The sequence below is a fragment of the Streptomyces sp. NPDC026589 genome (assembly GCF_040638385.1).
Taxonomy (GTDB): Bacteria; Actinomycetota; Actinomycetes; order Streptomycetales; family Streptomycetaceae; genus Streptomyces.
The window spans coordinates 25,928-48,446 of sequence record NZ_JBEZYG010000006.1 but is presented as its reverse complement, the minus strand read 5'-3'; the positions used below and the strand labels follow the sequence as shown (position 1 = coordinate 48,446).

Below are 22,519 nucleotides of genomic sequence, written 5' to 3'. Positions count from 1 at the left end.
CGGCTGATCATTGTGGCGTACGCGCCCCGCGCATGTCGGCCCGTCATGCCCCGTCGGCGGGCGCATCGGGGGAGCACTTCGGGCGCGCGGACGGCGCACATGCGTGTCAGGGGCGGTCGCGCCGGACGCGGTCGCCACCGGGACGGTCAGGTCGGCGGGGGCCCGTCGGGCCAGGGACGGTCGGGGCGGAGACGGTCGTGGTGGACACGGAAGATCATGGTTCCCGCCTCTCCGGTCGCGAGGAGCACGGTGGACGGCTCTCCTTCCGGCCGAGGAGCCGTGCGGAGGGTGCTGACGGGGCGGCCCGTGACGATCTGCAGGAGCAGCCTTTCGGCGGCCGCGTCCCACAGGTGGATCCCGGTGGCCCCGGCAGCGGCGAGGACCACGCGTCGGCCGTGGGTCCGGAAGGCGGTCACGGCGTGCAGTTCGCCGTCCCCGGGGTCGAATGCGGCGAGGTGGCCGGAGGGCGCGTCGGGGTCCCAGAGCCTGAGCGTGCCGTTCTGCCCGGCGGTGACCAGCCGGAGTCCGGCCCCACCCCGCGGACGGACGAAGGCCACGTCGTTGACGATGTTCTGACCGCACCGGATCGTGGGACCGCGCTGGGCGAGGGCGGTGACGTCCCAGACGCGGAGGTTTCCGTCGCTGCCGCCGGACGCGAGGAGGACGCCGTCGTCGGTACGGGTGGCGGCCAGGCAGCGGACGCTGAACCGGTGGTCGTCGAAGACGGCCACGGCGCGGTGCCGGTCGAGGTCCCACAACCGCACGGTTCCGTCGGCGCTCCCGCTGGCCAGCAGGCCGGAGCCGTCGCCGGGCAGTGCGAGGAGGGCGAGCGCGGGCGAGAAGTGGCCGCGCAGACGCGGCGGTGGCGTCCCATCGCCGGGTCCTGGGGTGTGGAGCGCGATGCTGTTGTCGCTGAGGGCGGCGGCCAGCACCGGGCGGTGGTGCGGGCCGGCCCAGGCGAGGGCGGTGACCGGCTCGTCGTCGATGACGGACCGCTTCTCGCCGGTGCCGATGGACCGGACGAGCGTGGTGGTTCCCTCGGTCACCGCGAGGAGATGCGCGGGTCCCGATGACAGCGCACTGGCGGTGACGCGGCGCCACCCGGTCCGCCCGTGCCGGAACTCGGCTCCGGCCAGCGGCCAGTTGCGGATCGTGTGATCGGATCCGGCGGTGATGAGGCGGGTTCCCGATCGTTCGGGCAGGGCGGTGAGGGCGGTCACCGCTTCGGAGTGTGCTTGGAGGGATGCGCCGACGGGTTCCAGGTCCTCGGCCCGCCAGAGGCGGACGGTGCCGTCGGCGCCCCCGGAGGCGAGGGTTTCGCGGCCCTCGACGGTGACGACGGCCAGGGAGGTGACGGCGCCGCTCGTCGTCGCCCGGGTCGATCGTGTACGGGACGCGGCGTCGACGCCGTGCACGGAGAGGGTGCCGTCGGCGTCGCCCACGGCGTACAGCCCGGGTTCCGTCGGCGCGACCAGGGTGCGGACGGGTGCGGGGTGCCGGGAGAGGATCCGCGTGGTGCGGCCGTCGAAGCCGGTGACGGTGTCGTGCTGGGCGACGAGCAGCAGGGCGGAGCCGTCCGGCCCGGTCGTGCCGCGCAGGAGGGACGGCGCGGGGCTGATCGAGGGCAGCGGGACGCGGGCCTGCTTCAGTGTCGTCGTGTCGTAGGCGGCGAGGTGGCCGTCGCTCCAGGCGGCGAGGAGCACCGGGGGCCGGTCGTCCCGGGGCCGGTGGAGCGTGAGCGCGGTGACCCAGGCTCCGGTGCGGCGCACGACCGGCCGGATCGGGCGGCCGCGGGTGGCGTCGAGCATCGCGACGGCGCCGTCGGTGCTTCCGGTGGCGACGATCCCCTCGGGCAGGGTCAGCAGGTGGGCGACGGCCCCTTCGTGCAGGGGGATCGGCGGTGCGGACGCGGAGCCGTCGCGTCTCAGGACGCGTACGACGCCGTGGTCGTCCCCGGTGACCAGCAGGGCCTGGTGGGGTGCCCGTGGGCGGGGGACGGTCGACGTCAGGGAGACGACGTCGGCGTCGTTGAGGGCCCACACGTTGTCCGGGCTCGCGCAGTCGCTCCACAGCGGTGTGACGGGCGAGCGGTCGAACGGCGCGTCCGGGGCGCCGGGCCGGGGGGACGACGTGTGCCGTGACATCGCGGCGTGGTGCGCCAGGTGCAGGCTGGTCAGCCGGGACAGGGGGCTGAGATCGCGGGCGTAGGGCTCCAGGGTGGCCCAGGTCTGCAGCCACTGCTGCTGGACGGGCCGGTCCCCCTCTCCCGCCAGCAGGCGGCCGAGCCCGGAACTCGACTCCCAGGGCAGCAGGGCCGGCGGTACGTGGGTGTCGTCCAGGACGCACCCCTGGGCGGCGTGCTGGGCCAGGTGCCGCCGCAGATAGGGGTGGGGCGGGATGCTGGGGTCGTCGGGGACGAGTTCGGCGAGCGCGGCGGCCAGTTGGCGGTGGATCTCCGCGTGCCGGTTCTCACCGGCCGGTCCGCTCATGCCGCCCCTCCCCGGTCCAGCCAGTCCGTGTCGACGTCGCGCAGGGCCTCGGCCAGCGTTTCGTGGGCGGGCCGGTAGACCCGCCGGTCGTCCTCGTGGTCGTGGGCCAGATAGCCGTTGAGCCGGCTCTTGAGCAGCTTCGCGATCATCTCGTCCCAGTCCGGCAGGGCCCGGCCGAGCAGCACCCGGGCCATCTGCGGCCAGATGGTGGACCAGGGGATGCCCGCTCCCCCGGCGAAGGCGGACGCGCGCAGGAGGGCGAGGGCCACCTCGGAGGGGAGCCCGTCGGCCTCGACCAGCACGAGGTCGCGCTTGAGGAGCCCTTCCGTGCCGTTGTTCAGCATCCTCTGCCACTCCGGCTGCCGGGCGACCGCGGCGGGGTCCTTGACGGACCGGAGCTGTTCCCCCGCTATGCGCGCGTCGATGAAGGAGGGCCAGACGACGGGTGCGACCAGTGCGGCCGCCTCCTCGGCCGAATCGCGGTGCCCGCCGCCGCCCTCGCAGATGAGGGCGTGCAGATACGCGGCGATGTCCTTCTCGCTGCCCTCGTCGTCCGTACGCTGCTCCTCGGCGGTCGGGAAGACGGCCTTCAGCGCCTCGTTGTGTCCCTGTTCCTCCTCGGGCAGTTCCCCGGACGGTTCGCTGAGCGGCCGGCTGGAGCGCACGCCGATCAGCAGCCGCAGACCGCGTCCCCGGTCGGCGAACGGTTCGCCGTCGAGCCTCGGTACGGGTACCTGGTCCAGTCGCGGCGCGCAGAACGCGTCGAGCGGCGCCAGCACGTCCTCGATGATGCGCTGCCGTTCGTCCGCCTCGTCGAGGCCGTCGATGACGAGGGTGACCGCCTCCTCACGGTCCCGGAGCGCGGCGAGGATCTGCTGAGCGGCCTCGACGACCGGGTCCTCGGTCGTCCGGATCCGCCGGGGCGTCTCCCCCAGGGCTTCGAGGAGGTCGTGGGCCAGCTCCGCCGCGCCCCGGTGCCGGGCCAGGACCGCCCCGGTGATGGATCCGGGCGCGGGGACGGTGTCGGGCTCGGACAGGTCGAGTGCCGTCTTGCACAGGGGGTCGTCGCGGAACGCGGGGTCGCTGAGGACGACGGCGCGGGCGAGCACGGCGGACTTGCCGCTGCCCGCGCTGCCGGTGACGAGGAGGACCCCGCGGGTGCGGGCCGGGCTGAGGAAGGCCGCGATGCTGCGGTTGATGTCCTCGCGGCCCCGGAAGTACCAGCCGGGGTCCTGGTCCTGGGTGCGCCCCGTGGCCCGGTCGAGCCAGTGGTCGCCGGCCGGCGTGCCCGGGTGCCGGCCGTCCGCGCCGGTCAGTTCGCGCACCCGGCGGTATCCGGGGTTGGGGATGCAGGGGGTGGGGGTGAGGACGCCGCTGCCGTCGACCACCCGGTGGAGCCGGTGCTTCTTGCGCTCCGCCGGGGCCAGTCCGCGTTCGAACTCCGCCATCAGCTCGACGACGCTGAGGTGGGGGGTGGTGATGCCCGCGGTGGTGCGGAGCCGTTCGAGCGCGCCGCGCAGCAGGGTGGAGAACCGGCGGACCTGGACCGGCCGGTCGTGGCCGGCGGTGACGAGGACGTCGAGCCGGCAGGTGTTGCGGCGTTCGGCGCGGATGTCCTCGACCAGATCGTCGATCTCGCCGCTGATCTTCCCGGCGTAACAGGTGTTGACGATGACGAGGACGTTCCGGGCGTGGGAGTCGAGCGCGGCGGTGATGAGGTCGGTGGTGCGGACCGAGGTGTTGAGGTGGCGGCCCTTGACGGAGTCGGGCAGTTGCAGGAAGTGCGTCCTGGTGCCCGCGTGGCCGTGGCCCGTGATGAACAGGACCAGCGCCTCGCCCTCCATCTCCCGTACCCGGTTCTCCCGGAGGAAGTCCTCGACGTGCTCGCGCCGGGTGACGGCCGGGGCGGGCACATGGCGGAATCCGTCGGACGCGACCGGTGATGACCACCACTCGGCGACGACGTCCAGTTGCTCGTCGATGCCCGCGGTGAAGCTCTCGTCGCCGTCGCCGTAGTCGCGTACGGCCAGCGTGAGCAGGGTCCGCTGCGACCCGTTCTGCTCGGCGGCCCGATTCCGCCCTAACTCCCCCACCGTGTTACGCATCTCTCTAGTCTTCCAGGCATGACGAAGCCGCCGCAGACGAATCCGGGCCGCAGCCCCGGCAGTGCCCCCCGCCTGTCTCCGGAGGTGACTCCGGCCGTCACGCACGACGCGGTCGTGATCGTCCCCGGCATCATGGGGAGCGAGCTGTACGACACCGTCACCGGCGAGGTGCTCTGGGGGCTGGCGCACCCCCAGTGGCTCGCCAAGGCCTGGCTGACCCGGGACGGTCTCGCCCCGCTGCGTCTGACGCCGGAGGAACAGGCCGGGGAGTACGGGCGGATCCAGCCGCGCAGGCTCCTGCGGACCCCGGTGTGGATCCCGTTCGTGCGGGGCATCGAGCCGTACCACAAGCTGACCCGGGCCATCGAGGAGACCGTCGCCCACCCCGACGCGGTGCTGCCCTTCCCCTATGACTGGCGGCTGCCGGTGGAGGTCAACGCCCGGCTCCTCGCGGCGGAGGCGCGCAGGCATCTGGAGCGGTGGCGGGGGCACCCCGCCCACACAGCGGCCCGCCGCCGGGCGCTCGACGAGCGCGAGGGGCGTCTCGTCTTCGTCGCCCACTCCATGGGCGGGCTCGTCACCCATGCGGCGCTCACTCTGGGATTCGACGACGATCTGGCGGCCGACACCCGGGGAGTGATGACGCTGGGGACACCGTTCCGGGGCTCCGTCGTCGCGGCGAACATCCTCAACGCCGCGCAGGGCGCGCCACTGCCGCTGCCGCACCGCAGGCTGGCCGCGCTGGCCGCCGCGATGCCGGGCGTCCACGACCTGCTGCCCCGGTTCGTCTGCCTGGAGGAGGGCGCCGGGGCGCGCCGGCTCACCCCGTCGGACGTGGGCGCGCTGGGCGGGGACGAGGAACTCGCGAAGGTGTCCGGGGAGTTCTTCGCCCGGCACGAGCTGCCCCACCACCGCCCGGTCGCCGGAGTCCACCAGGACACGGTGCAGTCGCTGCGGCTGGAGAACGGGGAGGTCCTGGCGTCCGAGTACTGCTTCCGCACCCACCGCGACGGCGAGTTGAGGCGCGACGAGAACGGGGTGGCGCTCCGCTTCGGGACCCGGGGGGACGGTACGGTCCACCGGGATTCGGCGTCGCCCGGGGGCGGGGCTGTTCCGATCGCGCTCCAGCACGGTGCGCTGGCGAGCGGCGGTGCAGCGCGGCACGCGGTCGTCGACTTCCTCCTGGAGGAGGAAGACCTCGGTCCGGACCAGGCGGACGAGGGCCTCGGGCTGACCGTCCCGGACTACGTGACGCCGGAGGCGCCGTGGTCGCTCCGGATCACCGGGACCGACGACCCCTCCGGGATCGACTGCACGGTGGCCTCGGTCGACGGCCCCGTCCGCCGCCGGGTCCGTCCGTACGCGGAGGACGGCGACGTGCTGACGGCCGACGTGGAGCTCCCCGAGGCCGGGCTGTACCGGATCACGGTGGAGGCCGACCGGCTGCCCTCGCCACTGACGCAACTGGTGTTCGCCGGTCCCGACGGCACGCGGGCGGCGGAGCGCTGACTGGGGGCCAGGGCTCGCTCCCGTCTCCGCGAGCGGGGCCGGGGGCGGACGGGGCGGGCCGGGGACGGGAGCGGCCGGACCGGGGCCGAGCCGACGCCGGGCCCGGGTTTCCCGTCTCCGCGAGCAGAGTCGCCCCTCCCGGCGCCCGGCCGGGCTGGGGCCGGACCGGGGCGGGGCTGAGGCGGGGCTGGGGCGGGGGGCTGGGGCGGGCCGCGTCCGGCCGGGACACCTGGCCGGACTGGGGCGGCGGGCCCTCAGATCAGCCCGTGCCGCATCGCGTATCCGACCGCGTGGGCCCGGTTGCGCAGTTCGAGCCGGGTCGCGACCTCGTGCAGCACGTTCTTGACGGTGCGTTCGGAGTACGAGGTCTTCTGCGCGATCTCCGCGGTGTCGCAGCCCTCCGAGACCAGCCGGATCATCTCCGCCTCGCGCGCGGTGAGGGTGGAGAGCGTGAGCCCCCGGGGGTCGAGGACCGTCCGCTGGAGGGAGCTGACGTGGTCGAGGAGCTTGCCGAGCAGATCGCCGGGCAGGACGCCTTCGCCGTTGGCCATCGCCCGGACCAGGTGGACGAGCCGGTCCTGGTCGGCCTCGCCGCGCCGGAGCACGGCGGCGACCCCGCACTCGATCATGGTCTGGAGGGCGCCCGACTCGAAGAACCCCACGACCAGTCCGGTGCGGGTGGAGGTGTTGCGCTGGAGGCGGTGGAGGAGCTGGACGGTGGGGTCGTCGACCATGTCCACCACGACCAGCGAGACCTGGGCCCGGTCCGCCTCGGCCTCCGGCAGCAGTTCTATCTCGGGCCGCACACGCAGTTGGTGGATCATGCCGGTCTGCAGGATCAGATCCTCCGCGTACACCGCCACGGAGACCCTGCCCCCGGGCGCTCCCCCGGGGCCGGCCGTGCGGCGGTGCGCCGCGTCGGGCCTGCGGTAGTGCCCGCGCGCCGCCGCGCCGTTCGCGGTCGCGTTCGCCGTGCTGTTCGTTGTGCTGTTCGTCGTGTCCGTGATCGTCGTCATCGTTCCGTGCCCGTCTTCCTCAGGTACTTCAGCCCGATATGCCTGCTCGTCCTCATGTCACCCCCGCCGGCCGGGGGCACGGCCCGCGGGCGCGCGGAGGGGGCGCGGGGACACTGTGCCGAGGGGCCCGCGGGGCACCACCCCTGCCCGCTTGTTGCCCTCGCGTCTCTGCTGCCGAGGGGTACGGGCGGCCTAACGTCGCAGAGTGACCACATCTGCCGAACTCGAAAGCCCCACGGTGACGGTGTCGCCTGGCGGTACCGCGACGACCACCCTGACCGTGCGCAACGACGGCGACATCGTCGAGGCCTACACACTTGAGGTGGTCGGCGACTGCGCCGCCTGGAGTACCGTCGAGCCGGCGCGTGTGTCGCTGTACCCGGGCACCTCCGAGACGGTGACCCTGACCTTCGCCCCGCCGCGCTCCCACGAGGTCCGGGCGGGTGAAACCCCCCTGGCCGTACGGGTCCTGCCCGCGGAGCGGCCCGAGTCGGTGGTGGTCCCCGAGGGCACGGTGACCGTGGAGCCCTTCCACGAGCTGCGCACGGAGCTGGAACCGCGCCGCCGCCGGGGCTGGCTGGGCGCCCGCTTCGGTGCCGCGGTGCAGAACAAGGGGAACACCCCGGTCGATGTGGTCCTCGCGGGCAAGCAGGCCGGAGAGGATCTGCGGCTCACCTTCACGCCGGACACGAAGCGACTGGAGCCGGGAGAGTCGGCGGAGGTCCGGCTGAAGGTCCGGGCCCGGACGCTGATCTGGTTCGGGGAGCCCGTCACCTGGCCGTTCGAGGTCCGGGCGACCGAGGGCGCCGAGGGGGAGGCCGGGGACGAGCAGCCCGGTGGACCCGAGCCGCTGCCCGGGGAGTTCGCCCAGATACCGGTGCTGCCCAAGTGGCTGCTGATCGTGCTGGCGGCACTGCTGGCCCTGCTGCTCGCGTGGTTCGCGCTGGTGCGTCCCGCGGTGAAGAGCACGGCCGAGCAGGCGGGGACGAAGGCCGCGCAGAAGGAGGCCGAGCGGGGCAAGGAGCAGGGGTCGGCGCCGCCCGGCGGCGCGGAGAACCCGGCAGGCGGTCAGGGCGAGGGCGCCGGTCCGGACGGAACGGGCCCCGGTACGGGCGGTTCCGGCCCGGGCGGCTCGGGCCCGGGTGGCTCCGGCGGAGGCGGGGGCACCGGCGGGAGCGGTGGCGGTGGCGGTGCGCAGCACTCCAAGACCATCGACGTGAAGACCCCGGCGGGACGCTCGGCAGAGGGCGTCTACAAGGTTCCTGCCGGGAAGGTGTTCGGCGTCACCGACATCGTGGTGGCGAACTTCCAGGGGGACGAGGGCATCGTGACGATCTCCTTCGGAGAGAACAAGATCACGACGATCGCGCTGGAAACCTTCCGCAACCAGGACTATCACTGGGTCACCCCCATTCAGGTTCCGGAGAACGCCACCGTCACCGCCTCCGTCACCTGTGCCAAGCCCGGCACTCCGGCCACCGGTACGCAGGCTTCCGGGTGCCATCAGGTTCTGAATGTCAGCGGCGAACTGAGCGATCTCGCACGATAGAAACAGCGACGCCGGGCGTTCTGCTTCGTCTGTCGACGAGACAACAGCAGAAACCCGGTCGAGAGGAAACCCGGCGTGCCGGGGGGTGGCGGATTAGCCCTCCCCGGTACACCAGAGGTCTCGACCAGTTCGGTCGCCCGCGGCGAAGACAGCATCGGAAGAATATCCGCATCCGCTGGCCGCGGGCACGAACATCCCTGCTCAGGAACGGTCCTGACGGCCCGGTGACAGACGACGGGTGCCCGTTCGGAGCGTCCCCGTGCCCGATTTCCGCTCCCGTATACGACCGAATCCCCCCACCTTCTCGGCGCATTCTGGCCGAATCGCGTCACCTCGGTCCGCCGGCCCGGCGGCCCCGGACGGCGCTCGGCCTTCCGTGGTTTACCGGGAAAAAGAGATACCAAACACATCAGGTCCCTGGCGCGGCGTCCGCCTTTCACTCAACCCCCCGGCGGAGGCGGCGGATTCGGGCCGTTCCGTAACACATTGTTCTCTTTCTCTTCACGTCGCCCGGGGAATGCGGGCCGGCTCCGCGAATACGGCTACCGGCCCGCCCGGCCCGCCAAGGGCAGTGTTACCCGGCGTACGGGGGCCCGGAAAGGCAGCCGCATTGCCCCGGGTCCAGGACTCTGGGGCCTACTCCCCGCCCGGCCGGACGGTCAAGACTGGCCAGTGATCGAGTGACCGTCCAGAAGGAGCGAGCATGCCGTCGTACCTCACCCCCGGTGTTTACGTGGAGGAGGTGCAGTCCGGAGCGCGGCCCATCGAAGGTGTCGGCACCGCGGTCGCAGCCTTCGTCGGCTTCGCCGGGACGGGCCCCTTCCACCAGCCGACGCTGGTGACCAACTGGGACCAGTACGTGCAGACGTTCGGCGCCTTCACCGCCGACACCTATCTGGCCCACGCCGTCTACGGCTTCTTCGCCAACGGCGGCGGCGCGGCCTACATCGTCCGCATCGGCGGCCCCGCGCAGGGCGCCGAGGCCACCGCTCAGGGCTCGGTCGCCCAGGCCCCCGCCCCGGTCGCGCTCGGCGGGTTCCTGGTCTCCGCGAAGCCCGGCACGGGCGCCGACCTCTCCGTGGAGATCGCCGACGCCGAGGGCGAGAACCCCCCGGAGGACCGCTTCCGGCTGCTGGTGCGCCAGGGCGGCAAGGCCGTGGAGACGTACGACGTCTCCACCCGCAAGAACGTCAAGGGCTACCTGGTCACCCAGGCCCGCGACTCCAGGCTCGTCCAGGTCACCGAGCAGCCCGGCACGGCGCAGAGCCGCCCCGAGAAGCAGACCGTCGCCCTCGCCCCCGCCGCGGCGGGCGCCCCCGGCTCCGGTGTGGCACGGCTAGACGCCTCGGAGTACGTGGGCGACGCCTCCGCGCGTACCGGTTTCTCCGGCCTCGAAGCGATCGACGAGATCACGATGGTCGCCGTCCCGGACCTGATGAGCGCCTTCCAGCGCGGCGACATCGACGCCGAGGGCGTCAAGACCGTGCAGCTGGCGGTCATCTCGCACTGCGAGCAGATGGGCGACCGGGTCGCCGTCCTCGACACCCCGCCGGGCATGAACGCCCAGCGGGTGCGCACCTGGCGCAACGAGGACGCCGGTTACGACTCGCGCTACGCGACTCTCTACTACCCGTGGGTCAAGGTCTTCGACCCGGCGAGCGGCCGCAACTCCCTGGTCCCGCCGAGCGGTCACGTGGCCGGCGTCTGGGCGCGCAGCGACAACGAGCGCGGTGTCCACAAGGCCCCCGCCAACGAGGTCATCCGGGGCGCGGTGGACCTGGAGATCCGCCTCAGCAAGGGCGAGCAGGACCTCCTCAACCCGATCGGCGTGAACTGCGTACGCGCCTTCCCCGGCCGCGGCATCCGCATCTGGGGCGCGCGCACCCTCTCGTCCGACCCGGCCTGGCGCTACCTCAACGTGCGCCGCCTCTTCAACTACCTGGAGGAGTCCATCCTCCTGGGCACCCAGTGGGTGGTGTTCGAGCCGAACGACGACCGCCTCTGGTCGAGCATCCGGCGCAACGTCACCTCGTTCCTCACCGAGGAGTGGCGCCGCGGGGCGCTGTTCGGCCGCACGGCCGAGGAGGCGTTCTACGTCCGGTGCGACCGGAGCAACAACCCGCAGGAGTCGATCGACCTCGGTCAGGTCGTCTGCGAGATCGGGGTGGCCCCGGTGAAGCCCGCGGAGTTCGTGATCTTCCGTCTCTCGCAGTTCTCCGACAGCACCAGCCTCGTCGACGAGTGACCCTCGCGGTCCTCCCCCACCCCTTCACTTTCACCATCGATCAGAACAGGTGACACAGAGTCATGGCAGAGGGCGACGCTCTTTCCACCCATATCTTCGGCGTACAGCTCGGCGGCTATCTCGTGGAGTCCATCCAGGAGATCAGCGGCATGACCGTCGAGGAAGAAGTCGTCGAGGTCCGTCAGGTGACGGCCGAGGGCAAGCAGATCATCCGCAAGCAGCCGGGCGCCCGGCAGGCGGGCGAGGTGACGATCACCCGAGGGCTCGACCAGAGCAGCGAGTTCACCACCTGGATCAAGGAGACCCTCAACAACGGGGCCGTCGACACCGCGCGGCAGAACCTCACGATCGAGATCAAGGACTCGACCGGTGAGACCGTCCGCCGCATCCAGCTGATGCAGGGCTGGGCCTCCAAGTGGGAGGGCCCCTCCCTCAAGGCCGGCGAGTCCAGCGCGGCGACCGAGACGGTGACCATCACCTTCGAGGAGATCGTGGTCGAATGAGGCGCCGGACCGTTACGCCGGGCGGCGGCCTCGAAGAGGTCCTGGACAACCTCGCCACGGCGCCCGCCGCACGCGAGGAGGCCGCCGTTCCCGCGCCCGCCCGCCCCCGGGAACGGGAACGGGACACGCTTCAGACGGAGTTCGCCTTCGAGCTGCCGCGCGGGTACGTCGACGACGAGGGCCGTGTGCACCGCAGCGGCACCATGCGGCTCGCGACGGCCCGGGACGAGCTGCGCCCGCAGATCGACCTGCGGGTGAAGGAGAACCCTGCGTATCTGTCCGTGGTGCTGTTGAGCCAGGTGATCACCCAGCTCGGCACGGTCACCGATGTGCACGCCGGGATCGTCGAGCGGATGTACGCGACCGATGTGGCGTTCCTCCAGGACTTCTACCGCCGGATCAACAGCGAGGGCCACACGCATGCCGCGGTGACCTGCCCGCTGTGCCACGGGTCGTTCGAGGTGGACCTCTCGGGTGGGCGCCTGGGGGAATCGTGACGTACGCGCTTCCCCGGCTGCGGGAGGAGATCGCGTACGTCGCCTACCACTTCCATTGGCAGCGTGAGGACATTCTCGACCTCACCCACGGCGAACGTCAGCAGTGGGTGCGGGAGATAGCGCGGATCAACACCCGCGTCAACGAAGGCGGGTGATCGTGTGGGGCTCGGGGACTGGCTGCGCCGGGCGGACCGGCAGGGCTCCGGCGCGCCCTCGCGGGAGGACGGCGGGCACGCCGGCGTGTCCGCCGTACCCACATCCGGCCAGGAGTCCGGCCCCGCTTCCGCATCCGGTTCGGCTACCGGTTCCTCGGCGGCTTCCGGCGGCGAGGGCGGGGGCTGGGACGGCGGCTGGCGGCGGGTGGCCCCGCCGACAGTGACCGTCGCCCGGTCCTCGATCGGCGTGAGCGACGGGCTGCGGTTCCGTTCGCGGCTGGCCTCCTGGCAGAACCCGGCGCTCGGCGGGGAACTCGGCCACTCCGTCCTGCCGTCGGCGCCGGTCGGCCTCATCCACGGCGTGGCCCGCCCGGGCGGCGCGAGGACCACGTCCCCCGGGGGGCCGCTGCTGCTGCGCGCGGTCCGGCCCCCGGGCGCCGATGACCCCGCCGCTCCCACGACGGGCCTGCCGCCCGCCTCGGTGACCCGGGCGGCGGCCAGGGACAGCAGGACGAACGGCGGTACGGGGACGGGGAAGCCGACCACCGGCTCGCCGACGGTCCAGCGGGCGAGCGCGGCACGCGCCCCGGCCCCGTCCCTGTCCGCCGCCAACCGGTCGCCGGCGGCCAAGTCGCGTACATCGGGCGGGTCGAGTGCGTCGGGCGGGTCGGGGATCTCCCGCACGTCGGGTACGTCCGGTACGTCGGCTGCGGCAGGTACGTCCAGTACGTCGGCTGTGTCGGGATCATCCGACCCGTCCTCCTCCACGGCCCCGTCCGACTCTACGGCTCCCTCCAGGTCGTCCGTGTCCTCCGGTGCGCGCCCTCCCGCCGCCGTACGTCCGCAGCGGATCGCCCCGCCGCTGATCGTCGCCCGGCGTCCGGCGATGCCGCTGCGGCAGATCGCCGGGCTCGTGCCCGCCACGCCCGCCGCCCCTTCCTCCTCATCCGCTTCCTCCGCACCCCCCGCGTCCTCCCCTTCGTCCTCGGCAGCCGCGCCGTCAGCCGAAGCCGCCGTCCCCGCCGTCCAGCGGGCCGGAACCGAGCGGCGCAGCGGTCCTGACCGTGCGGTTCCGGAAGGCGACGCCCCGTCTCCCGACCGTGGCTCAGGTCGGCCCGCCGCCGATGTGGTGCGCCCGGCCCTGGGCCGGCCTCTGCGCGAGATGCCCGCCGGAGCCAGGCCGGCCGGTGCCGACGGACCGGCGGGCGTCGTGCCGTCCGCCCCGGCGACAGCCCACCCGGCGGAGATGCCGGTGCTCCAGCGCCAGGCTTCGGACCCGCCGAACTCGCCGGGCCTTCCGGCCCCGACGGCCCCGACAGCCGCGACAGCCGCGACACCCACGCGCCGTTCGACCGGATCGACCGGATCGACCAAGGCACCTGCGCCGTCGCCATCGCCATCGCCATCGCCATCGCCGTCGTCGTCGTCGGCACCGCAGCAGCAGCCGTCGTCACCGGAGAACCGTTCCCGTACGCCCCAGTCACCCCGGTCGTCCCCGTCACCTCAGTCGTCCCAGAGCACCCGGCCGTCCGGTTCGTCGACAGCCTCGGGGCCCTCCCCTTCGGTGCAGCCGGCACCGCGGGCCGACGCTTCCGGCAGCGCACGGGCCCGTGCGCGGGGTGGGATCGGCACGCCGCTTCCCGCGCTGCCGCCCACGGCCCGGCTCGGCGGCGACGCGCCGCTGCTCGGTGACCGCGCGCCCGCCGGGGCGCGGCCGGATCCGGGTCGGCCCCCGAACACCGGGCCCGCTGTTCCCGCCCCCGCTCCGGGGCTCCCGGGCACGCCCTCCGCGATGCCGGTGCGGACGGCTTCCGTCCCGCCCGCCGTACCCTCAGCACCCGCCGGGTCTTCGTCCGGAAACGCGGCCGTCCAGCGCGCGGCGGAGCCCGCCCGGGCCCGGACCGGTCCGGCCTCCACGGCTCCCCCGCCGCCCGTACGCGTCCGGCCGATCGCCCGGGGCCGTACGGCACAGGGCTCCGCCGACGCGACGCCGTCGCCCGTTGCCCAGCGGTCACGAACGCTGCTCTCCGGCCGCGCCCTGACGGTGAACACCGGTTCCGCCGAGGGGTTTTCGGCGCCTCCGACCACGTCGACGGCGGGCGGCGGCACCGCGCGCCCGGTCGTGGCGGCCACCTGGCGGCGCGACGTGCGGCAGCCGGGCGCCGGCGCTCCCTCACCGAGCCCCGCCGACGGGCGGACCGGTGGCGGGCCGAGCGCCGGCCTCGCGCGACCGACGTCCTCCGGTACGGCTTCGGGGCCCCCGGTCCAGCGTTCGGCGACCACGAACCCCCCGCGCCGGGGTGGTGACACCTCCACCGACCGGGCCGGGGGCACCGCGAACCGGAGCGCCGTACCCGCCGACCGCCACGACGGGAGCGCGCCGGGTCACGCACCGGGGGCCACGGCCGCCCCCGCCGGGCGCGGTCCGTCCGCCCGTGGCGTACTCCAGCGACTCGTACGACGGTCCGGGCGGACCTCAACGCCCTCGCCCGCGCCGCCCGGCACCGCCACACCGCCGCAGGCTTCCGGGCCGACGCCCCGCCAGGCTCCACAGCGGGTTTCCGAGCCGGCGTCCCCCCGAAGTCCGCAGCGGATTTCCGCACGGCACGCCGCCCCGGCCTCGGACCGGGCCGCCGTCCCGGCGGTCACTCCCCCTGCCCCCACCCCTGTTGTTCAACGCGCCGCACCGCTCCCGGGCACCCTGCCCTCCCGGCCGGAACTGCGGGGTGCCACCCCGATGCCTCCGGTGTCCGTGACCGCCGCCACGCGTCCCGTTCCCGTCGTCCGGCCGCATCCGCCCGAAGCGGCGCGTCCGGAAGCCGCCGTACCCGTACAGCGGCTGGCCATGCCGGTGACGCCCGACGTCGCCGGTCCACCGCTCACCGGGCCTGCCCCCGCGGGCGGCGCCGCTCCCGGCGCGTCGCCCGGACTCTCCGTACGGGTCCCGCCCCGCGCGCCCGCACAGGCCGCCGGAGCGGGCCGCCCGGAGAGCAGGGCGCAGGCGGTCCAGCGTGCGGCGGCGAAGGCCGGGATCACCGGGGTTCCGGTGCAGGCCGCCCCGCCGCAGCCCGCAGCCGGGGCGACGGGCGCGGCCACCGGCTCCGACGACGCTTCCGACGCTCCGTCAGCGAACCGGCTGAGCGGAGGGGAGATCGAGGAGCTGGCCCGCCGGCTCCTCGACCCGGTGAGCCGGCTCATCCGCGCCGATCTGCGCCGGGGCAGGGAACGCAGCGGACGGCTGCACGACGGCCGACGCTGACCGCCCGACCGCCCCGGCGCCCGCCCGGCGCACCGGGAAGAACCGCACCACCCCGCACGACCCGTACGAGAGACAGCAGAGAAGACGAGAGACGCATGACGGACAACATCTTCGCGACGAGCGTGTTCTTCAAGCTCGCGATCGGCGGCAGCGACCTGGGCGCGTTCCACACCTGCTCCGGTCTGGGCGCCGAGGTGGAGATGGAGACGTACGCCGAGGGCGGGAACAACGGATTCACCTGGCAGCTGCCGGGGCGGATCAACTGGACGAACATCACGCTGACCCGCCCGGTGACCGCCGACACCCTCAAGATCGCGCGCTGGCTGAACGAGACGATCCAGCGGGTCGAGCCCAAGGACGGCGAGATCGTGGCGCTGCGGCCCGACCTCAGCCGGATCATCAGCTGGCAGGTGCACGGCATCGTGCCGGTGCGCTGGCAGGGGCCCTCCTTCGATCCGGCCAACTCCGAGGCGGCGATCGAGACGCTGGAGATCGCGCACGAGGGCCTGGAGCCCTCCTGACCGGCACCGACGGCACCGACACACCCGCCAGGAACCGGACGAAGGAAGGAGGACCGCAATGTCACCCGCTCTCCGCGCGAGCCGCGCTCGCGCCCAGCTGACCATCATGGAGCCGCCGTCGACGGTCGGCGCCAAGCCCGGCGGGGCGCTCGCCCGTCTCACGTTGCAGTTCAACCCGTCGAAGCTGTCGCTGAGCAAGACCACCGAGTGGCGGCGCACTCCGTCCCGGATGGCCGGGCAGTCCGCGCTGCCCGAGTTCGTCGGCAGCGGGCCACGGGCCCTGTCGCTGGAGGTCTTCCTGGACGCCACCGCCACGCACGACAACTCCGTGGAGAAGGCGGTGGAGAAGTTGATGACCGCGTGTGTCCCCACCCCCAAGAGCCTGGCCCGCAAGACGCCCGCCAGCCCCTGGGTGCGCTTCGACTGGGGGACGTCCAAGACGACCTCGTTCGACGGGGTGCTCTCCAACCTCTCGGTCTCCTACACCCTGTTCGACGTCGACGGGAAGCCGCTGCGCGCCACCTGTTCCCTGTCGATCGAGGAGGCGAGCATCGGCCCGGCCGGCCAGAACCCCACCTCGGGTTCGAAGGAGGCACGGCGCACGCACCGGGTCGTGGCCGGGGACAGCCTGCCGCTGCTGGCCTGGCGGGAGTACGGCGACGCCACCGCCTGGCGGACCATCGCGCACGCCAACGACATCGACGACCCCATGCAGTTGACCCCGGGCAGCGAACTCCTCGTGCCCGGACGGGAAGACCACCTGGCGGAGGAGAGCCGGTGAGCGGAAAGGAAGCCCCCGGCCGCTCCTTCGCCGCCGACCCGATCGTCGAGGCGCCCGCCGAGCTGCCCGCCGCCTGGGCCACCCAGCTGGTGAGCTGTGTGGTCGACGAGAACGTGGGCCTGCCGGACACCGCCGTCCTGATGTACCGGGACCCCGACCACACCTTCCTCACCGCGACCGGCATCGGCATGGGCACCCCGCTGAAGGTCTCGGTCGTCACCGCGCGGGACCGGGCGCCCGAACGGCTGTTCACCGGGGAGGTCACGGCGGTCGAGCTGGACACCGACACCACCGGCTCGTTCACCGTCGTGCGGGCGTTCTCCAAGGCGCACCGGCTCCAGCGCGGCCGGAAGGTCGTGGCGTACCGGAACATGAAGACGGCGGACATCGTCCGCAAGGTCGCCGCCGGCGCCGGTCTGGTCTGCGGGCGGGTCGAGGCCGCGCCCGTCACGTACAAGCAGGTGACCCAGCCGAACGTGTCGGACTGGGAGTTCCTCCAGCACCTCGCGGCCGAGAGCGGGGCCACCGTACGGGTGGACGAGAAGGGCCGGCTGCAGTTCACCAAGCCGGACCCCGCCTCCTCGGCCCCCTCCCCCTCGACCTCCGCCACGCGCGACCCGATGGTCCTGGAGTACGGGAACAACCTGCTGGCCCTGCGTGCGGTGCTGACGGGTGCGGACGGGTCGGACAGCGTCGAGGTGCGCGGCTGGAACGTGGAGACCAAGACCCGGCTGGTGGCCCGGCAGCAGTCCGTCCGCAGCAACACCGTCACCCCGGGGATGAGCCCGTCGACGGCGGCCAAGATGTTCGGCTCGGGATCCCGGACGACGATCGCCGACACCCCGTACCGCACCCAGGCGGAGACCCGGGCCGTGGCCGGTGCGCTCGCCGCCTCGGTCAGCGCCGGATTCGGGGAGATCGAGGCGGTCGCCAACGGGAACCCGCAGCTGCGGGCGGGCATGCCGGTGGCCCTCGGCAACGTGGGGCCCGCCTTCTCCGGCCGCTACACCGCGACCGCCGCGCACCACGTCCTCGAACCGGACACCGGCTACCGCACGACGGTGATCGTCAGCGCCTCGCCGGACCGGTCGCTCTCCGGCCTGGCCTCCGGCGGCAACGCCCCCTCGCGCGGCCCCCGCATGCCGGGCCTGGCGATCGGGGTGGTCACCGACATCCGCGAGGAGGGCAGGGGCCAACGCGGCTGGGTGCGGCTGAAGTTCCCGTGGCTCGACGACACGTACGTCACCGACTGGGTCCGTACGGTGCAGTGGGGCGGCCAGGGCGGCGGCGGGGTGTTCAGCCCCGAGGTCAACGACGAGGTGCTGGTCGGGTTCGAGCAGGGGCTGCTGGACAGCCCGTATGTGCTCGGCGGTCTGTACAACGGGGTCGACAAACCATCGCCGCACGACGTCCCGCTGGTCGACCCGACGAGTGGGAAGGTCAACCGCCGTTCCCTGGTGTCGCGTTCGGGCAACCGGCTGGAGCTGCTCGACGCTCCGCGCGGCCCGTCCGGGGTGCGCATCGCCAGCGGTGACAAGCGGCTCGACGTGATGCTCGACGAGAAGAAGGGCGAGATCACGCTGACGGTGAAGGCGCGCGGCGGCACCCGGGACCTCAGCTCGGTGACGCTGTCCGCCTCGGGCATCACGCTCGACGCGGGGGCCACGGGTGACGTGAACATCACGGGCCGCTCGGTGACCGTCAACGGCAGGACGGGGGTCACGGTCGACGGCGGGCTGCTCGCGGTCCTCAAGGCCAAGCTCATCAGGATCAACTGACCGCCCGTCCGCCCCTCTGCCGCGCACCCGCCCGGCCGCCCGCCGCCCGCCCGTCCGCCACGAACCCCGACCGTCCCGAAGTCCGATTTCCCCGCAGTCCCTTTCACCGCTAGGAGAACCCCGGCCATGCCCCCCGCAGCCCGCACGGGCGACAGCACCGCCCACGGCGGTCTCATCGGCACCCCGCCCCCGGGTGCGGTGGCCGTGGCCACCGTGTTCATCGGCGGCCGGCCGGCGGCCGTCACCGGGAGCCTCCATGTGTGCGTCATCCCCCCGCACGCCCTGCTCGGGCCCGGCAACGTGATCATGCCCAACCCTGCCGGCGCGCTCACCGGTCAGGTACTCATCGGCGGGCTGCCCGCCGCCCGGATGATGGATAAGACCAGCTGCGGCGCGCCCATCATCAGCGGTGCGCCGAACGTCCTGATCGGGGGCCCGATGTGAGCGGCGGCGGATTCATCGGGCGCGGCTGGGGCTTCCCGCTGCGGGTCGGGCCGACGGGCGGGATCGCGCTGGTCGAGCGGGACCGGGAGATCGAGGAGGCGATCCGCCTGATCCTCGGCACCGCGCCGGGCGAGCGGCCGATGCGCCCGGAGTTCGGCTGCGGCATCCACGACTACGTCTTCGCGCCCGGCGACGGGGCGACGGCCGGGCGGATCGCGCAGGAGGTCCGCACCTCGCTGGAGCGGTGGGAGCCGCGCATCGAGGTGACGGACGTGGTGATCGCGTTCGACGCCATCGAGGACGGCACGCTCTACATCGACGTGCACTACACCGTGCGGGCCACCAACGACCTGCGCAACCTCGTCTTTCCCTTCTACACGATCCCGTCGTCGGAGGGCTCTTCCGAGAGCTCGTCCGGGGCCGCTCGGGAAGCGGGAGTGCGCTGATGCCCCTGCCTTCGCCCAATCTGGACGACCGGCGCTTCCAGCAGCTCGTCGACGAGGCCAAGCGGTACGTCCAGCAGCGCTCCCCCGAGTGGACCGACCACAACGTGTCGGACCCCGGGGTCACGCTGATCGAGACGTTCGCCTACCTGGTCGACCAGTTGCTGTACCGGCTGAACCGGGTGCCGGACAAGAACTACGCGGCCTTCCTCGACCTGCTGGGCGTGACCCTGTTCCCGCCGGCCGTGGCGCGGGCCGAGATCGACTTCTGGCTGTCCGCGCCGCAGCCGGAGACCGTGCACCTCCTCGCGGGCACCGAGGTCGCCACCGCGCGCGGGGAGGCCGAGGAGCCGGTGGTGTTCTCCACCTCCGACGACCTGCCGATCGTGCCGAGTTCGCTGGTCCGGCTGGTCACCGCACCGGTGTCCGGCGAGCAGACGGACCGGACGGGACCGCTCGGCGCGGGCAAGGACATCCCGTGCTTCCAGGCCCGGCCCGAACCCGGCGACGCCCTGCTGTTCGGGCTGCCGACGGCCGTGCCCCGGTGCATCGTCGCCGTCCGCCTCGACAGCCGGGTGGAGGGCGTGGGCGTGGACCCGCGTCAGCCGCCGCTGGTGTGGGAGGCGTGGGACGGGGCCCGCTGGGTGACGTGCGCGACCGGCACCGACAGCACCGGCGGGCTGAACAGGCCCGGCGAGGTCATCGTGTTCGTCCCGGCCGGGCACACCCCCTCCGTCGTGGCGGGGACCCGGGCGGGGTGGCTCCGCTGCCGGGTCACCGCCCCGGAGCCGGGCCAGCCGTTCTACTCGGAGTCGCCGACGATCCGGGAGGCCGAGGTGTTCACGGTCGGCGGCACGGCGGCGGCCGAGCACGCGGAGACCGTCCTCGACGTGCCCCTCGGGGTGTCCGAGGGCGTCGCCGGGCAGCGGTTCTCGGTGAACCGGGCGCCGCTGCTGCTGGACGGGGAGCCGCCGGTCGTCCAGGTGTCGACGGACGAGGGCTGGCAGGTGTGGACCCCGGTCGAGCACTTCGGCGCGTCCGGCCCCGGTGACCGGCACGTGCGGATCGACGCCGTCGCCGGGGAGTTCGCGTTCCCGCCGGAGGTGCGGGAGCCGGACGGCACGATGCGCGCGTACGGCGCGGTGCCGGAGAAGGGCGCCCAGCTCCGCGTCCCGTGCTACCGGACGGGCGGCGGCGCGGCGGGGAACGTCGCCCGGGGTGCGATCTCCGTGCTGCGCAGTTCGGTGCCGTACGTCGCGGGCGTGAACAACCGTGAGGCGGCGACCGGCGGCGTCGACGGGGAGACCGTGGAGAACGCGAAGGTCCGCGCGCCCAACATCCTGCGGGTGCAGGAGCGGGCGGTGACGGCCGAGGACTACGAGGTCATCGCCCGGGAGGCCGCGCCGTCGCTGCGCCGGGTGCGGTGTCTGCCGGCCGTGGCGGGCGAGGCCGGTGCGGTACGGGTGCTGGTGGTGCCCGACGCGACCCCCGACGAGGACGGCCGGCTGCGGTTCGAGCAGCTGATCCCCTCGGACCCGGTGCTCGCGGCGGTCACCGAGCGGCTCGACGAGCGGCGTCTTGTCGGCACCCGGCTGCTCGTGGAGCCCCCCGCCTACCAGGGCGTCACGGTCGTCGCCCGGCTGGTGGCCGCGCCCGGCGATGTGGACCGGGTCCGGGTGGAGGCGCTGGAGGCGCTGTTCCGGCACATCGACCCGTTGCGGGGCGGGGCGGACGGCCAGGGGTGGCCGTTCGGCAGGCCCGTGCAGTACGGGGAGGTCTTCGCCGTGCTCCAGCGCGTGGAGGGGGCCGGTCTGGTGGAGGACGTCCGGCTGTTCCCTGCGGACCCGATCACCGGGCGGCGCGGGGCGGCGGTGGACCATGTCGACGTGGCGCCGGGGGCGTTGGTCTTCTCGCACCAGCACCAGGTGGTGGTCACCGCGAACGGGGCCGGTGAGGGCGTATGACGCGGGCCGCGATACCCGGGCTGCCCAGCCGGTACCCGATCGGCGAACTGCTGCCCGCCCTGTACGCGGACGACGACCTGGCCCAGCGGTTCACGGCGGGCCTGGACACGGTGCTGGCCCCGGTCCTGTCCACCCTGGACAACCTGCCCGCCTACTTCGACCCGTCGCTGGCCCCGGCCGACTTCCTGCCCTGGCTGGCTTCCTGGGTGGGCGTCGAGGCCGATCCGGCGTGGCCGGTCGAGCTGCGCCGGGCGGTCGTCGCCCGCGCCGTGGAGCTGCACCGGTGGCGCGGCACGCGGCGGGGTCTCGTCGAGCGGCTGCGGCTCTGCTGCGGTGTGCACGCGGATGTCCGGGACGGCGGGGGCGCCACCTGGTCGGCCGAGCCGGGCGCGGCTCTTCCGCCGCCGCCGACCGGTGAACTGCTCGTCCGGGTCTGGCCGGTGCGCGAGGGCGTCGCCGTGGACGCCCGCCGCGTCCTGGACGTCGCCACCGCCTCGTGCCCCGTCCACCTCACCTGCCGGGTGGAGGTCCTGCCGGGCCCGCCCGGAGAGCCCGAACAGACAGGAAGCTGACGTGATGCGTTCGTGCCCGGCGTGCGGTACGGCCAACGGCGAGAGTGACGACTTCTGCGGCAACTGCGGCGGATACCTGGGCTGGTCCTCCCAGCCGACGCGGCCGAAGCGAGCGGCGGCTCCGGAACCGGACCCTGAGCCGGAACCGGAACCGGAACCGGAACCGGAACCGGAACCAGAGCCAGAGTCGGAGCCAGAGCCAGAGTCGGCTGGTGCTGCGGCGGCTGCGGCGGCTGCGGAAGCGGAAGTGGCGGAGGCCCGCCCCGGGCCCGCGCCGATCCCGGCCCCGGCCCCTACCCCGGCCGGGCCGCCGACGCCCCCGCCGCCGCCGCACGCAACGGACCCGGGTCCGCCCTCCCCCGCGCCCGCCCCCGACGCGCCGGAGCGGCCCGAACCGGCGCCCTCGGAACGCCCCGAGCCCCCCGCGCGCCCCGAACCGGCGCCCTCGGAACGCCCCGGGCCGCCCCCGCGCCCTGCCCCCGCGCGCCCTGAACAACCGCCGGCGCCGCCCCGGTCCGCTCCCGCGCCCGGGCCTTCCGCGACGCCTCCCGCTCCCGCGCCCACCCCCGTACCGCCGCAGCCCACCGCGCCCCCGGCGAACCCCGTTCCGGCGACTCCGCGCGTGCCTCCGGTCCGGCCCGCCCCCGCTCCCGTACGTCCCGGAATCCCGGCATCCGCACCGGTCGTCG

18 protein-coding genes are annotated in these 22,519 nt (G+C 73.8%); 14 read left to right on the top strand and 4 right to left on the bottom strand.

Annotated elements, in window-relative coordinates; all coding sequences use genetic code 11:
• Window positions 1–146: 146 nt before the first annotated feature.
• Both AB0F29_RS12135 and AB0F29_RS12130 read right to left on the bottom strand, forming a co-directional pair.
• Window positions 147–2,489 (bottom strand): benzoate transporter, encoded by a 2,343-nt coding sequence (locus tag AB0F29_RS12135; RefSeq protein ID WP_361870523.1) that lies wholly within the window; start codon window positions 2,487–2,489, stop codon window positions 147–149.
• On the bottom strand, window positions 2,486–4,594 hold the full coding sequence (locus AB0F29_RS12130; protein ID WP_361870520.1) for an ATP-binding protein: 2,109 nt from the start codon (window positions 4,592–4,594) through the stop codon (window positions 2,486–2,488). Before AB0F29_RS12130 ends, AB0F29_RS12135 begins: the two co-directional genes overlap by 4 nt.
• Before the next feature lie 132 nt (window positions 4,595–4,726).
• Between AB0F29_RS12130 and AB0F29_RS12125 the strand changes: the two genes are divergently transcribed.
• Window positions 4,727–6,103, top strand: coding sequence for a hypothetical protein (locus AB0F29_RS12125; RefSeq protein WP_361871134.1), 1,377 nt, complete (start codon window positions 4,727–4,729; stop codon window positions 6,101–6,103).
• Window positions 6,104–6,357: 254 nt separating this feature from the next.
• Here AB0F29_RS12125 and AB0F29_RS12120 read toward each other — a convergent pair whose 3' ends face one another.
• Complete coding sequence (locus AB0F29_RS12120; RefSeq protein ID WP_361870517.1) at window positions 6,358–7,119, bottom strand: LuxR C-terminal-related transcriptional regulator; 762 nt, start codon at window positions 7,117–7,119, stop codon at window positions 6,358–6,360.
• Window positions 7,120–7,357: 238 nt separating this feature from the next.
• On the opposite strand from AB0F29_RS12120, the gene AB0F29_RS12115 reads away from it, so the two are divergent.
• The 5 genes from AB0F29_RS12115 (at window position 7,358) to AB0F29_RS12095 (ending at window position 12,068) form a co-directional block, all read left to right on the top strand.
• A complete protein-coding gene (locus tag AB0F29_RS12115) occupies window positions 7,358–8,668 on the top strand; it encodes a hydrolytic protein (RefSeq protein ID WP_361871131.1) in 1,311 nt (436 codons plus the stop codon).
• A gap of 703 nt (window positions 8,669–9,371) precedes the next feature.
• Window positions 9,372–10,913 carry a phage tail sheath family protein gene (locus AB0F29_RS12110; RefSeq protein WP_361870514.1) on the top strand — a complete coding sequence of 514 codons (1,542 nt, stop codon included), beginning with the start codon at window positions 9,372–9,374 and terminating at the stop codon, window positions 10,911–10,913.
• A gap of 62 nt (window positions 10,914–10,975) precedes the next feature.
• Window positions 10,976–11,416 carry a phage tail protein gene (locus AB0F29_RS12105; RefSeq protein WP_003966145.1) on the top strand — a complete coding sequence of 147 codons (441 nt, stop codon included), beginning with the start codon at window positions 10,976–10,978 and terminating at the stop codon, window positions 11,414–11,416.
• Window positions 11,413–11,913 (top strand): hypothetical protein, encoded by a 501-nt coding sequence (locus AB0F29_RS12100; RefSeq protein ID WP_361870510.1) that lies wholly within the window; start codon window positions 11,413–11,415, stop codon window positions 11,911–11,913. Before AB0F29_RS12105 ends, AB0F29_RS12100 begins: the two co-directional genes overlap by 4 nt.
• Window positions 11,910–12,068, top strand: a complete 159-nt coding sequence (locus tag AB0F29_RS12095) for a DUF6760 family protein (RefSeq protein WP_003966147.1) — start codon at window positions 11,910–11,912, stop codon at window positions 12,066–12,068. Before AB0F29_RS12100 ends, AB0F29_RS12095 begins: the two co-directional genes overlap by 4 nt.
• Window positions 12,069–13,571: 1,503 nt before the next feature.
• Here AB0F29_RS12095 and AB0F29_RS12090 read toward each other — a convergent pair.
• Window positions 13,572–14,201, bottom strand: coding sequence for a hypothetical protein (locus AB0F29_RS12090; RefSeq protein ID WP_361870502.1), 630 nt, complete (start codon window positions 14,199–14,201; stop codon window positions 13,572–13,574).
• A gap of 604 nt (window positions 14,202–14,805) precedes the next feature.
• Between AB0F29_RS12090 and AB0F29_RS12085 the strand changes: the two genes are divergently transcribed.
• The 8 genes from AB0F29_RS12085 (at window position 14,806) to AB0F29_RS12050 (ending at window position 21,830) form a co-directional block, all read left to right on the top strand.
• Complete coding sequence (locus AB0F29_RS12085; RefSeq protein WP_361870500.1) at window positions 14,806–15,327, top strand: hypothetical protein; 522 nt, start codon at window positions 14,806–14,808, stop codon at window positions 15,325–15,327.
• 95 nt (window positions 15,328–15,422) lie between these two features.
• Complete coding sequence (locus AB0F29_RS12080; protein WP_361870497.1) at window positions 15,423–15,848, top strand: phage tail protein; 426 nt, start codon at window positions 15,423–15,425, stop codon at window positions 15,846–15,848.
• A 58-nt stretch (window positions 15,849–15,906) separates the two neighbouring features.
• On the top strand, window positions 15,907–16,629 hold the full coding sequence (locus AB0F29_RS12075) for a peptidase M23 (RefSeq protein ID WP_361870494.1): 723 nt from the start codon (window positions 15,907–15,909) through the stop codon (window positions 16,627–16,629).
• The gene (locus AB0F29_RS12070; protein WP_361870491.1) at window positions 16,626–18,407 is read left to right on the top strand and encodes a VgrG-related protein; all 1,782 of its coding nucleotides are present in this window, start codon (window positions 16,626–16,628) and stop codon (window positions 18,405–18,407) included. Before AB0F29_RS12075 ends, AB0F29_RS12070 begins: the two co-directional genes overlap by 4 nt.
• A 126-nt stretch (window positions 18,408–18,533) precedes the next feature.
• Window positions 18,534–18,851 (top strand): PAAR domain-containing protein, encoded by a 318-nt coding sequence (locus tag AB0F29_RS12065; protein ID WP_018959944.1) that lies wholly within the window; start codon window positions 18,534–18,536, stop codon window positions 18,849–18,851.
• Window positions 18,848–19,297 (top strand): GPW/gp25 family protein, encoded by a 450-nt coding sequence (locus AB0F29_RS12060; RefSeq protein WP_361870487.1) that lies wholly within the window; start codon window positions 18,848–18,850, stop codon window positions 19,295–19,297. Before AB0F29_RS12065 ends, AB0F29_RS12060 begins: the two co-directional genes overlap by 4 nt.
• Window positions 19,297–21,258 (top strand): putative baseplate assembly protein, encoded by a 1,962-nt coding sequence (locus tag AB0F29_RS12055; protein WP_361870484.1) that lies wholly within the window; start codon window positions 19,297–19,299, stop codon window positions 21,256–21,258. The genes AB0F29_RS12060 and AB0F29_RS12055 overlap by 1 nt, the downstream gene beginning before the upstream one ends.
• Entirely contained in the window at window positions 21,255–21,830 is a 576-nt protein-coding gene (locus AB0F29_RS12050; RefSeq protein WP_098021952.1) for a phage tail protein I, read from the top strand. Before AB0F29_RS12055 ends, AB0F29_RS12050 begins: the two co-directional genes overlap by 4 nt.
• Window positions 21,831–22,519: the final 689 nt, after the last annotated feature.

Excerpts from the sequence above, each read along its gene's own strand:
- AB0F29_RS12085 (WP_361870500.1), top strand. The coding sequence starts at position 14,806 with ATGCCTCCGGTGTCCGTGACCGCCGCCACGCGTCCCGTTCCCGTCGTC.
- AB0F29_RS12135 (WP_361870523.1), bottom strand. The coding sequence starts at position 2,489 with ATGAGCGGACCGGCCGGTGAGAACCGGCACGCGGAGATCCACCGCCAA.
- AB0F29_RS12110 (WP_361870514.1), top strand. The coding sequence starts at position 9,372 with ATGCCGTCGTACCTCACCCCCGGTGTTTACGTGGAGGAGGTGCAGTCC.
- AB0F29_RS12080 (WP_361870497.1), top strand. The coding sequence starts at position 15,423 with ATGACGGACAACATCTTCGCGACGAGCGTGTTCTTCAAGCTCGCGATC.
- AB0F29_RS12055 (WP_361870484.1), top strand. The coding sequence starts at position 19,297 with ATGCCCCTGCCTTCGCCCAATCTGGACGACCGGCGCTTCCAGCAGCTC.
- AB0F29_RS12065 (WP_018959944.1), top strand. The coding sequence starts at position 18,534 with ATGCCCCCCGCAGCCCGCACGGGCGACAGCACCGCCCACGGCGGTCTC.
- AB0F29_RS12050 (WP_098021952.1), top strand. The coding sequence starts at position 21,255 with ATGACGCGGGCCGCGATACCCGGGCTGCCCAGCCGGTACCCGATCGGC.
- AB0F29_RS12105 (WP_003966145.1), top strand. The coding sequence starts at position 10,976 with ATGGCAGAGGGCGACGCTCTTTCCACCCATATCTTCGGCGTACAGCTC.
- AB0F29_RS12125 (WP_361871134.1), top strand. The coding sequence starts at position 4,727 with ATGGGGAGCGAGCTGTACGACACCGTCACCGGCGAGGTGCTCTGGGGG.
- AB0F29_RS12075 (WP_361870494.1), top strand. The coding sequence starts at position 15,907 with ATGTCACCCGCTCTCCGCGCGAGCCGCGCTCGCGCCCAGCTGACCATC.
- AB0F29_RS12120 (WP_361870517.1), bottom strand. The coding sequence starts at position 7,119 with ATGACGACGATCACGGACACGACGAACAGCACAACGAACAGCACGGCG.
- AB0F29_RS12130 (WP_361870520.1), bottom strand. The coding sequence starts at position 4,594 with ATGCGTAACACGGTGGGGGAGTTAGGGCGGAATCGGGCCGCCGAGCAG.
- AB0F29_RS12100 (WP_361870510.1), top strand. The coding sequence starts at position 11,413 with ATGAGGCGCCGGACCGTTACGCCGGGCGGCGGCCTCGAAGAGGTCCTG.